The organism is Aeromonas sp. QDB34 (genome assembly GCF_027705405.1).
Classification (GTDB): Bacteria; Pseudomonadota; Gammaproteobacteria; order Enterobacterales; family Aeromonadaceae; genus Aeromonas; species Aeromonas hydrophila.
Genome location: NZ_JAPDBT010000040.1, coordinates 1 through 11,379 on the forward strand (window position 1 = coordinate 1; position 11,379 = coordinate 11,379).

11 protein-coding genes and 3 pseudogenes are annotated in these 11,379 nt (G+C 57.8%); 1 reads left to right on the forward strand and 13 read right to left on the reverse strand.

What is annotated here, in order from left to right; genetic code table 11:
• Positions 1 to 40: 40 nt before the first annotated feature.
• From OKC29_RS22490 to msrB, 12 genes and pseudogenes are all read right to left on the reverse strand, one after another.
• On the reverse strand, positions 41 to 205 hold the full coding sequence (locus OKC29_RS22490; RefSeq protein WP_153302083.1) for a hypothetical protein: 165 nt from the start codon (positions 203 to 205) through the stop codon (positions 41 to 43).
• Between the two features lie 306 nt (positions 206 to 511).
• A complete protein-coding gene (locus OKC29_RS22495; RefSeq protein ID WP_033996214.1) occupies positions 512 to 1,888 on the reverse strand; it encodes a replication protein in 1,377 nt (458 codons plus the stop codon).
• A 156-nt stretch (positions 1,889 to 2,044) separates the two neighbouring features.
• A complete protein-coding gene (gene parC / locus OKC29_RS22500) occupies positions 2,045 to 2,431 on the reverse strand; it encodes a ParC family partition-associated protein (RefSeq protein WP_011270177.1) in 387 nt (128 codons plus the stop codon).
• A 33-nt stretch (positions 2,432 to 2,464) separates the two neighbouring features.
• Positions 2,465 to 2,665: a plasmid partition protein ParG gene (locus tag OKC29_RS22505; RefSeq protein WP_008166578.1), complete on the reverse strand. Its 201-nt coding sequence runs from the start codon at positions 2,663 to 2,665 to the stop codon at positions 2,465 to 2,467.
• A 42-nt stretch (positions 2,666 to 2,707) separates the two neighbouring features.
• Positions 2,708 to 3,346: a ParA family partition ATPase gene (gene parA, locus OKC29_RS22510; RefSeq protein WP_033996216.1), complete on the reverse strand. Its 639-nt coding sequence runs from the start codon at positions 3,344 to 3,346 to the stop codon at positions 2,708 to 2,710.
• A gap of 154 nt (positions 3,347 to 3,500) precedes the next feature.
• The gene (locus OKC29_RS22515; protein ID WP_232038188.1) at positions 3,501 to 3,680 is read right to left on the reverse strand and encodes a hypothetical protein; all 180 of its coding nucleotides are present in this window, start codon (positions 3,678 to 3,680) and stop codon (positions 3,501 to 3,503) included.
• A 107-nt stretch (positions 3,681 to 3,787) separates the two neighbouring features.
• Positions 3,788 to 4,321, reverse strand: a pseudogene (locus OKC29_RS22520) (type-2 restriction endonuclease); the annotation flags it as partial.
• 175 nt (positions 4,322 to 4,496) lie between these two features.
• On the reverse strand, positions 4,497 to 5,069 hold the full coding sequence (locus tag OKC29_RS22525) for a hypothetical protein (protein WP_004099040.1): 573 nt from the start codon (positions 5,067 to 5,069) through the stop codon (positions 4,497 to 4,499).
• Positions 5,070 to 5,160: 91 nt separating this feature from the next.
• Positions 5,161 to 6,129 (reverse strand): magnesium and cobalt transport protein CorA, encoded by a 969-nt coding sequence (locus OKC29_RS22530; RefSeq protein ID WP_018716208.1) that lies wholly within the window; start codon positions 6,127 to 6,129, stop codon positions 5,161 to 5,163.
• Entirely contained in the window at positions 6,126 to 6,830 is a 705-nt protein-coding gene (locus tag OKC29_RS22535; RefSeq protein ID WP_004099038.1) for a glutathione S-transferase N-terminal domain-containing protein, read from the reverse strand. Before OKC29_RS22535 ends, OKC29_RS22530 begins: the two co-directional genes overlap by 4 nt.
• Positions 6,831 to 6,962: 132 nt before the next feature.
• A complete protein-coding gene (gene msrA, locus OKC29_RS22540) occupies positions 6,963 to 7,502 on the reverse strand; it encodes a peptide-methionine (S)-S-oxide reductase MsrA (protein ID WP_023294902.1) in 540 nt (179 codons plus the stop codon).
• A 1-nt stretch (position 7,503) separates the two neighbouring features.
• A complete protein-coding gene (msrB, locus tag OKC29_RS22545; protein ID WP_023338003.1) occupies positions 7,504 to 7,947 on the reverse strand; it encodes a peptide-methionine (R)-S-oxide reductase MsrB in 444 nt (147 codons plus the stop codon).
• A 120-nt stretch (positions 7,948 to 8,067) separates the two neighbouring features.
• On the opposite strand from msrB, the pseudogene OKC29_RS22550 reads away from it, so the two are divergent.
• Positions 8,068 to 8,631 (forward strand): annotated as a pseudogene (locus OKC29_RS22550) (IS630-like element ISEc33 family transposase); the annotation flags it as partial.
• Positions 8,632 to 8,665: 34 nt separating this feature from the next.
• Here the strand turns inward: OKC29_RS22550 and OKC29_RS22555 are convergent.
• Positions 8,666 to 11,302: pseudogene (locus OKC29_RS22555) on the reverse strand (Tn3-like element Tn3 family transposase); the annotation flags it as partial.
• Between the last annotated feature and the right edge of the window lie 77 nt (positions 11,303 to 11,379).

Sequence of the window (11,379 nt, forward strand, 5' to 3'; positions counted from 1 at the left end):
GGGCGCCTGGGAAGAAGACACCGAAAAGCGTTGGTAGGGCTTACGTTGGTTTTTGGTTCCATTGCTCCCCAAACCCCTCCTTCACCGGCACAAAGCCAGGTTCACGTTTCCAGTACAGGCCCAGCCGGTCTAGCGTTTCCTGCACCGTCATTGCCCGCAACGAATCCAGCAGCGCGGGCGGAAAGGATCGACGGGCGCGACTCATGACAGCCACCCGATGAACTGGACGAGGGGGCCGCGCCGTTCAGGCGCTACTCAAAGGCAGGCGCTACTCAAAGGCAGGCGCTACTCAAAGGCAGGCGCTACTCAAAGGCAGGCGCTACTCAAAGGCAGGCGCTACTCAAAGGCAGGCGCTACTCAAAGGCAGGCGCTACTCAAAGGCAGGCGCTACTCAAAGGCAGGCGCTACGCGCCGGGCGTAGGCTTCGCCATTAGTAATACGCATGGACTTGGGACACCCGCCCGGAAGGCTCCGCCATTAGTAATACGGACGGACTTTGAACACCTCACGATCAGCCCTCCCCGCCTGTAATACGCATGGACTTGGGACACTCTCCCGGCTCTGCGATGTAGCGCCCGGCAGCGGTCTTGCTAATGCCCATCTGTGCAGCAATGGCCCGCACGCTCAGACCCTGCGCCTTGAGGGCCAAAGCCTGCGCCTGCTTGGCGCTGGCTGCTTCCAGATAGGAAGCACGATCGACAGCCCCAGCGGCACGTCTGCGGGCTTTCTCGCGCTCGCTGTGGCGCTCTGCGGCCATGTCCCGGCTGATGAGCGTGCGCAGCTTGCGCTGCTCGTCGTCGGTGATGTGAAACAGGCTGATAAGCGTGTCGTTCTTGGGCGTGTAGAGCGGCGCAAACTGCTTGCCGCCGAACTCCACCTTTTCCCCGGCTTCGTGGGCCTTGGCCTTGGCGTACAGCGTCATAAGCTCGGCGCTGCGGTAGTTCCACCGTGGGTCAAGCTCACGGGCCAGCGCGGCGGCCTCGTGGTACATCTGGCCGGTGTGCGTCGCACCTGACAGCAGCAGGAAATTCAGCCGCCAAAACAGGTGCTGCATCCGCTCGCCCTCGGCCACGCCGCCGCGCAGCGCGGCCAGCGTGCGCAAGTCCTCCAGACGATCCCACGCCAGTTGCCGCCCGTTGAGCGTGCGCAGGTTGCCGGTTTGGCCGCCCGGCAGCAGCTTGAACTGGCGACGGTCGGCGCGGGCCTTGCGGTCGGCCTCGATGTCCCAGCGGGCCACCGGCAGTAGCGCCTCGGCCAGATACTCGAAGTTGTACCGGATCGGCTCGCCGTCCGGGCCTTGCTCAACGTGGATGACGCGGCAAACCTCGCCGCTCTTGCTGTTCACCGTATTGACCAGCCGCAGCACGCGGCTTGCATCCTTGGCCGCTGGATCAGCGCCCAGCCCGGCCAGACGGTCGATCAGGTAACGCTGGCAGGCATTCCAGCGTGGCAGCGCCTGACGCGGCAAGGTGCCATCCAGCAGCCACTTTGCTTGCACGCCACGGCCAGAGAAAACGAGGATCGACGGCGGCGGCACGCCTTCGTCGTAGCAGCGGAACATGACAGCGGCGGCCAGTTGCTCGGGGCTGCGCCCCTGCGCCCACGGCTCGCGGTAGGTGTCCAGATCGGCGAACAGCAAGCCGATGCGGGCCAAGTTGACCACGCGGCGATTGGGCTTGATGAACTCAGCCTGAGACAGCCAGGTATCCCGGCTGTGGTCGAGCATGGAGAGCACCACGGGCATCTGTGACAGCCGGTAACTGTCCTGCTTCTTGCCGCTGCCCTCGCACGTCGCCATGAGCAACGAGAAAAAGCCCTGCCGGGCTGTGTCGTGATAGCAACCCGCCTCATCGGCTGGGCTGAAAAGTCGTAGCTGTGCCTGTCCCATAACCTTCTTTCCGCTTGTGCGGCAAGAGGTGGGGCGCTACAATGCAAACCATGTCTGGGTGTTGCCTGTATAGGTTGCGCCTTTGGGTTCTAGCCAGTGCCACCTGACTAGTCCCGCCCCCTGCCAAGCCCCGCTGCCACGCGGGGCTTTGCTTTTTCATCCATCTGAACTCCGCTCCTTCGCTTCCAAAGTTCGCGGAATCCAGCCTTTTGCATTCGCCGTCCAGTGCAGCACGCCATGCTGCCGCAGCACTGCCGCCGCGCCATCGAAAGAGCGAAAAAACCGGATGCCTCCCCGGTACTGGCCGAGAATGCGCCGCTCGTTGCCAACGTGCAGCACGATCACCAGCCCGCGCTCTGTGTTCTCGATGACAGCGCCCTTGATCTCATGCGGTGCGTTCTTCGCAAACGCCTTGAAATGAGAGGGCGGCAGTACCTCCAGACTCAACGGTTCCATTTCAACCATCACTTTATACCCCACGCGCCGTATTTCATCAACATTATTAAATTTCGCCAAATCAAAAATGTATGGACTATAGTCCATGCTTTTGACCCGTCCAGCCGGTTAAGTGATTACTCAATCACTCTTTTCATCAAGTGAGCGCACCAGTTCGCGCAGAATGTCCGTGATGCTGCGCCCGGTCTTGGCGGCGTAAATCTTCAGCTTCGTGTGCTCGGCCCGGTCGAGGTCGAAATTCACCCGGACGGTGGCGGCCTTGTCGGCAAGGTCGGACAAGGTAGGGCCAGCCTTCGCGGCGCTCGGGCGGCCTGCTTTCATGCCAAGTTTCCCGCTACTCATTTTCACCTACTCCTTAATTACTCAAATGGTGCAATTGAGGAAACGGCGCACTTCCTCAGCCAGCGCCCGGATTTCCTCGGCGGCCTCGCTCGTCGGCTCTTGGTCAATGGCCGTGGTGCCGCTGGCCGCGCTGCTCGGGTAGATGACGCGCTGCGTGATGCGCGTTTGCAGGATCGGCAGGCCGTACCCGGCCAGCGCCTCGGAGACTTCCGCACCAATCTTGGTGCCCTTGATCGCACGGGACACCACGAAAGCCGCTTTTAGCTTGCCGTCGGTCAGCTCGATGCGCTGCTTGACCAAATCCACGAGGTCAGAGGTTGCCCAAATGTCGTAGGGCGACGGCTGCACCGGGATCAGCACGCAATCGGCGGACTTCATTGCCGACACGGCCAAGTCATGAGCCTGCGGCGCTCCGTCGATCACAACAAAGTCTTTCCGGGCCACGCTCTTTAGATCGCGCTCGATGGTGGGCCGGTCGATGCCAACCACGGGCACGGGTTGATCCTCGCGGACGGCGGCCCAATCGCGGGCGCTGCCCTGCGGGTCAGAATCAACCAGCAACACGTCTGCGCCGTCGAGTTGCAGGGCGCGGGCAAGGTGGGTGGCGATGGTGGTTTTACCCGCCCCGCCCTTCTGGTTCAGTACAGCAATGACTTGCATATGCGCTCCTTGAGCTATTGAGCGTTTGAGGAAAAAAGGAATTACTCAAGCGCAGTATAGCATATTGAGGATTTGAGTAAATGCACCTTTTGAGGATTTGAAGTCATAAAAAACCCCGCACGCGGCGGGGTTCGGTGGCAGGGCAGGGGAGGGCTTAGGCGGCCTGGTGGATCTCGTCGGCCACCTGTCGGCACATGGCCAGCATGTCGAGCGTGCCCGCTGCGATGGCCTCAAGGGTCGCATCATCCAGCGCCTGCACGATGCTGGTAGCCCGGCGCTCAAGCTCCTGCCGGGCGATGCGCTCCCAGTCGCTGACCTCCAGCAGTGATGCCAATGCAGTTTCATCGGCGCGTCCATACCCGCGTAAAACCTCTGAAAGCGCTTCAGTTGTGGTTGTCATCATCGTCCGGTCTCCAAGCCAGAATGATCGAAAGCGGCCAATCAGCCCAGTCGTGCCGCCTCTGCGGCGATGTGCCCAGCCAAAGCAGACACGAATGTCTTGAGGCTGGTCATCGACGACTGCTCCGTGAAGTCGCCGGTATTCACCGCACTGCGCTCTGCCGCAATGACAGCAGCGGTCGTGTAGAGCTGCTCCTGCACCAATCGCTGACACAGCAAGTCATACCGCGTGAGATACGACGCCCCCTTGAACTCCTCGAAGACCGGGAAGTGCGGCGATGAGTCACGCACCGGCCTGCGGGACTCCGGCGCGTCTTCGACCATCATCAGCCAGCCGACGAAAGGGCGTGGCTGCTTGCCGAACGCCTCTTCACGAAAGGCCGTCCAAAGATCATGGGCCGTCCCGATAGATTCCTCTGTTCGATTGTTAAAGTTGTTACCGAACGAGGGACCTACCTGGCTTTTCAGCTCGATGGCAGCAATCAGCTCTCCCTTGTAGATCACCAACAAATCCCACAGCTTCGTCGGGCGGAAGTAGCCTGGCAGGGTCAGCATCGCTCGATTCTGGTGAATCTCGGTCCAGGTAGTTTTCGCGAGCGCTGTGCAACGCTGCTGTCTCCAGCAAGAGCATAGTTTCTCGTATGTGGTCCTTGTTCCAGTCCATAATCACCTCCTAATTTTCGATGTTCTTAAAGTTCAGCCTGCAGATGTGTGGGCCAGGAAGGCCAGCCTTTCCGGCTAAGCGACACCGCTATTCGTCGCTGATGACGTCTTCGCCCTGGTATGGAACCCTGATCAGCCGAGGATCTCGAATGATGCTCGTGACGAGCCAGACATATTCCTGCTCGGCGGTATCGAAGCCGAGGATGCTGAAGGATTGGCCGAAAGGGCATGGCGGGAAGTCTGGAAAGCCCTCGCGCAGAACGTAACGCTCGGGATCGCTGTGAAACTCGCTCTTGTAGACTTTCCGTAGTCCGTGCTTGCTCGGCGCGTCCTGGTCACCTGCCGGTGCTGTTTCCCGATGCGCCACAAGGCGCTCGGACAAGTCGCGGGGGCAGATTTCGTGGAACACGTCGAAGGCGTCGATCAACAGGCCTTTATGCTCTGTCGCCGGATCGGTGATCGCGTAGATGTTGGAGGCATCTTCGCCGTCGTCCCCGCTCTCGAGGCGCAACGCCGCATCGACGCGAATGCTGCATGCATCGAGGGTTGACCCTAGTTCGAGATCGACGAGATTGCCGTCCTTGACGCGGTATTCGCGGTCATAGCCTTTGGCGATGAATGACTGGACTGCTTCTAGAACGTCGGTCACCTGGGAGGTCATGGAAGCACCTTCATCTTGAACTGGATTGGACACGCTCGCGCACAAAGCGCGCTGTGACTCGGCGGACGGAGAAGCTCGCGAAGTGCGTTACTCATAGCCACTTGGCCTTCTTGAAGCGCATGAACAGGAGAAGGCAGAACACCGCTATCACTCCGAGCACGACGAAGTAGCCATATGGCGTGTCCAGTTCCGGCATGTGCTTGAAGTTCATGCCATATATTCCGGCGATCGCCGTCGGGACCGCCAAGATCGCCGCCCAGGCCGCGAGCTGGCGAGTGACCACACCGATCCTTTGCGCTTCCAGAAGGCTGCTGGCCTCGAAGACCGTGGACAGGACAAGCAGGAGGCCGTCGACCATGGACTGCACGCGGTGGACATGGTCCGCGACGTCGTGGAAATATGGTGTCATTTCGGCGCTGAGGCAGGGAAAGTGGCCGCGAACGAGCTTTCGCACCAGCTCGGCCATAGCCCCGAGCGTGCGCTTGAACCGCGTGAGTTCGGACCTTAGTTCGAAGATTCGCGCCACCTCTTCTGGCCCGAGGAAATCGTGCAGCGACCGTCGCTCCATCGCCAGGACGTCGTCCTCGATCATTTCGAAGATGGGCAGATACTGGTCGACCACTCGGTGCAAGATCGCGTGCAGCACATAGTCGACACCCTTGCCGAACTGCGTCGGCGATGCCTCGAGTTGCTCCCGAAGTTTGCCCAGCGCTCCGGCATTGCCGTGCCGCACGGTGATAAGGTGATTGTGACCGGTGAAGATCGCCATCTTGCCGTAGCTGATCCGGTCGCCGACCAGCTCGGCGGTCTGGGCGACGACGTACAACTCATCGTTGTAGACCTCGAGCTTGGGCGGGCACAGCGGGTGCATGGCGTTGTCGATCGCCAAAGGATGGAGGTTATACGTCGTCTGGATCGCGCTGAGTTCGTCTGCGGTGGGCTCGCTAAGCGCGATCCAGCAGAAGCCCGAGCGATTCTCGTTTAGTTCGACGTGCTCATCGAGCCTGATTTCACGGACTCGCTTACCTTCGTTGTAATAATATGCGGCGATAATGGTCATGCAGGCCTCGCAGGAATTCGCAGGCCACGCTGTACAGCCGGTCGCGCCAGCCCGCGTTCGAGCCATGCCTGCACGTTCGAATAGCTGCTTAGGCCGAGGATGTCGCCCGCTGCGTAGAATTCGACCAGCGCATTCACCCAGCCAAACGTCGCAATGTCCGCGATCGAGTAATCATCGACAATCCATTCGCGGCCCTCCAGCCGGTGATCCAGGACCCCGAGAAGACGCCTGGATTCATCAACAAAGCGCTGCCGAGGTCGCTTGTCCTCATAGTCCTTGCCGGCAAATCGCAGGAAAAAGCCTAGCTGTCCGAAGGTCGGCCCAACGCCCGACACCTGAAAGAACACCCAGGCCAGAGTCTCGTACCGCTGGGCGGGTGTTGTTGAGATGAGCTGCCCCGTCTTGTCGGCCAGATAGATGAGGATCGCACCGGTTTCCCATATGCCAATGGGCTGGCCGTCAGGGCCAGCCGGATCGATGATCGCGGGTATGCGGCCGTTGGGATTCAACGACACGAACGCTGGATCCTTCGACTCGTTGTTCGAGATGTCGACGAAGTGGGGCTCATACGGCAGGCCAGTCTCCTCCAGCATCATCGAGACCTTGACGCCGTTGGGCGTGGGGGCCGCGTATAGTTGCAAGCGATCCGGATAAGATGCTGGCCAGCGCTGCGTGATGGGAAAGGAGGAGAGGTCTGTCATATCTGGATCCTGGCACTGCGACGGCGGCTGAATGGAATGATCTGCTTCAAGGCCGGGTTCGACGACCGCGTCGATTGACGCGGTCGTCGGAGGTTGCGAACCGGATCGGCGCGGCACTAACGGCAGCGAAGCCTATTCCGCCGCGGTCCCGGCCGCTGGCTGTACGTCGTCAACCTTTTGGCGCTTCGGAAGCACCCAGCCGGGACGGACGAAGTGGCAGGTGTAGCCGCCCGGGTGCTTCTCCAGATAATCCTGGTGATCGGGCTCGGCCTCCCAGAACTCGCCGACCGGCTGGACCTCGGTCACCACTTTGCCATCCCACAGCCCCGAGGCATCCACATCGGCGATCGTATCCTCGGCGACGCGCTTCTGCTCCTCGTCGACATAATAGATGCCCGACCGGTAGGAGAGCCCACGATCATTGCCCTGGCGGTTCAGCGTCGTCGGATCGTGGATCTGGAAGAAGAATTCCAGGATGTTCCGGTAGCTCGTCACTGTCGGGTCGAAGACAATCTCGATCCCCTCGGCATGCGTGCCGTGATTACGATACGTGGCGTTCGGAATATCGCCGCCCGTGTAACCCACACGGGTCGAGATGATGCCGGGCCGCTTGCGGATCAGATCCTGCATGCCCCAGAAACATCCTCCTGCGAGAACAGCGCGCTGATGCATGTTAAGCCTCCTCTACTTGATCGAGATATTCACCGTATCCCTCGGACTCCATCTCGTCGCGCGGGATGAAGCGAAGGGACGCTGAGTTGATGCAGTACCGCAGACCGCCGCGGTCGGAAGGACCATCGGGGAACACATGGCCGAGATGACTGTCTGCGTGTACTGACCTGACCTCCGTCCGGACCATGCCGTGTGCGCTGTCCCGCACCTCGTTCACGTTTGCCGAAACGATCGGCTTGGTGAAGCTGGGCCAGCCAGTACCCGAATCGAACTTGTCCGTCGAAGCGAACAGTGGCTCTCCCGACACTATGTCGACGTAGATGCCAGGCTCCTTGTTGTCGTTGTACTCGCCCGTGAAGGGCCTTTCGGTCCCCGAATCCTGGGTAATCCGGCGTTGCTCGGGGGTCAGGCGGTCAACTGCTGCCTGTGACTTCTCAAACTTCATGATAGTCTCCAATAATCTAAATAGATGCGCGGAATAGTAGATCACTGAAAGGGAACTCAGCCCGGATTGTGCGATCTGATCAATCGCCAAACCAACCAAAACCACCAACCGGACTGAGCGATGCCGATCATAGCACCAATACCCCGTGGCGAACGACGCCTGATGCAGAAAGCTATTCATAAAACGCGCGATAAAAATCATGCCCGCAGACTCACGGCCATGCTGATGCTTCATCGGGGTGAACGGGTCAGCGATGTTGCCAGAACTCTCTGTTGTGCTCGTTCATCCGTTGGTCGCTGGATTAACTGGTTTACGCACTCAGGTATTGAAGGCCTGAAATCCTTACCCGCAGGGCGCTCCCGACGCTGGCCTTTTGAACATATCTGCACCCTGTTACGTGAGCTGATAAAGCATTCTCCCGGCGATTTTGGTTATCAACGTTCACGCTGGAGCACCGAATTACTGGCATTAAAAATCAATGAGATAACCGGTTGCCAGTTACATGCAGGAACCGTTCGCCGCTGGTTGCCATCTGCGGGGCTTGTATGGCGCAGGGCCGCGCCAACTCTGCGTATCCGTGACCCACATAAAGATGAAAAGATGGCGGTAATCCACAAAGCGCTGGATGAATGCAGCGCAGAGCATCCGGTATTTTATGAAGATGAAGTGGATATCCACCTTAATCGGGGTCTGACGCTCAGTGGAACGAAAACTCACGTTAAGCAACGTTTTCTACCTCTGACGCCTCTTTTAATGGTCTCAGATGTCCTTTGGTCACCAGTTCTGCCAGCGTGAAGGAATAATGGCCGAGCATATTGATATGTCCGTGGCAAAGCGGGGAGAGGCGTGCGATATCTTCATCATTCAGTGTTTCACCTTGCGCCCGGAGATGATCCAGGGCTGCCTGCATATACATAGTGTTCCATAACACGACGGCGTTAGTGACCAGCCCCAGTGCGCCCAGTTGATCTTCCTGACCGTCGGTATATCGTTTTCTTATCTCACCTTTTTGACCGTGACAGATGGCTCTGGCAACGGCATGGCGGCTTTCTCCCCGATTAAGCTGGGTCAGAATGCGCCGGCGGTAATCTTCATCATCAATATAATTAAGCAGATACAGCGTTTTGTTGATGCGCCCCACTTCAATGATTGCCTGAGTCAGTCCGGAAGGACGTTCACTTTTCAGCAATGAACGGACCAGCACTGAAGCCTGTACTTTGCCCAGTTTCAGGGAGCCAGCGGTCCGGATCATTTCGTCCCACTGAAGGACTATTTTTCGGGGATCTGATTGCCCTCTGGCAATATCATTCAGCACGCCATAGTTGGCATCATGGCCCATTCGCCAGAAAACCGAAGCACCGGCATCAGCCAGGCGTGGAGAAAACTGGTATCCCAGCAGCCAGAAAAGGCCAAAGACAAGTTCGCTGGTACCTGCTGTATCGGTCATAATTTCGGTTGGATTCAGCCCGGTCTCCTGTTCCAGAAGGCCTTCCAGCACAAAGATAGAGTCCCTCAGCGTCCCCGGTATAACGATGCCATGAAAGCCGGAATACTGATCGGACACAAAGTTGTACCAGGTGATCCCTCTGTTATTACCAAAGTATTTGCGGTTCGGTCCGGCATTGATTGTTCTGACTGGCGTAACAAAGCGCATTCCATCTGCAGATGCCACTTCTCCGCCACCCCATATCTGTGCCAGTGGCAGCGTTGCCTGAAAATCAACCAGTCTGGCATTAGCGCTGGTGATAGTTTCAGCCCGCAGATAGTTCGCTTTTGTCCAGTTCAGCCGGTGTCGGGTCAGTGCAGGAACATTTGATCTGATCAGTGGTTCCAGACCGATATTGCAGGCTTCAGCCATCAGCACGGCGCTGATGCTGACGGGCAGATCATCAACTCTGGCACTGGCTTCACTAGCATGGAAAAACTCATCAGCAAATCCGGTATGGGCGTTAATTTCGAGCAGCAACTCTGTTAAATCCACCGGAGGGAGCAGATCACTGATCATTTTGCTCAGTCGTTTCAGACTGTCCGGCTCATCAAGACTGGCGAGGGGAGAAATTGTCAACCGGGGCTTCGGGCCAGAAACATCGAGTTCGACAGCCTCATTTTCGCCAAGACGTGCAGCAACCTGTCTGTAACGACTATCAAGCTGATGACCCAGAGATTTTATTGCTTCCTGCGGGTCTGTCGGGTGTCCCAGAGAACGATAAACCTTAATCCGGTTTGCCTGCCAGTCAGCACCCTGTAGTAATCTTGCTCGGGGATCTCCCCACCGGTTACTGCCGGTAACGTAGACATCCCTCCGCCTCAGACTATCCTGCAGTTTACTGAGAAAGCAGAGCGTGTATCCCCTGCGGGTGATATGTTTTTCCTTGTTAATCACCAGCCGTTTCCATGACCGACTGATAATTTCCGTTGGTGCGTCGTCAAAAAACTGCCGCCGTGAGCTGAACTCCCGGCTGAGGTAGTCACAGGCATTCAGAGTGGTAACCCCGGCAGGTGCGGATGAAAATTTAACGGTATTCAGCAGATGGGGCAGGAAACGACGAACGCGCCCGTACTGCTCCACCATTTCTTCATGAAAATTATCGTCTGAGGGCCGGGAAATTTCACGGACAAGCGTGATGATTTCAGCCAGCTTTTGCCTGGGGATGTAGCTGAACACCTCAGCACGAATCGATTCGTCCGGTGTTTCTTCTTTCAGCAGGTACGAACATGCGCTGGCGAGCGCCAATGCAGATTTATCCAGATCCTTCAGCGAGCGGAGCCGTTTTTTCTGCCCAATCTTTCTGGCGTCACGGATGATAACGGCCAGCATGGCGTCCAGAACGTCCAGTGCATCATCCAACGCCAGCGTTTCCCATGCAAGGACAAAGGCAACCAGAACCGCCATCCTTTTCTGCGGTGACATCCTGGCAATATTGAACACCGAAGTCATACCAGCATAACGTGCGAGATTTTTCAGGCGCACAGCCGGGAGTGTACTCAGGTTGTCAGCATGCAAGCCAAAATCGTTCAGAGTTTTCCAGCGTTCAATTGCTTCATTAAACGCCGGACCACTGATGGTCACAGGGCCTTTTTTCAGTGATTCCAGTAAAGACAGGCGGCTGCAATCAGTTGGCCCCAGCAGCATCTCCAGCTGTGAACGTTGTTCGGCTGACGGTATCAGTGCCAGTTTGTTCCACAGGCGCAACGTCGCCTTTTCCCTTACCTCTGAAATCAACCGGGTCAGCGTAGTGGCTCCGGGGAGAATAATACGATGTTGCATAAGCCACCCTGTCGCCAGATCGAAAAGCAGGCCAGGACGTTCGTTGCTTATCCAGCTCCGGGTATATAAAAGACGGGTAAGGCGAAATCATGTACAGGACCTTAAGCGGCGAGTCCATTTAAAACGCCTTCCAAGGTCCTGTTCTGTATCGACTTTCTCTGCTT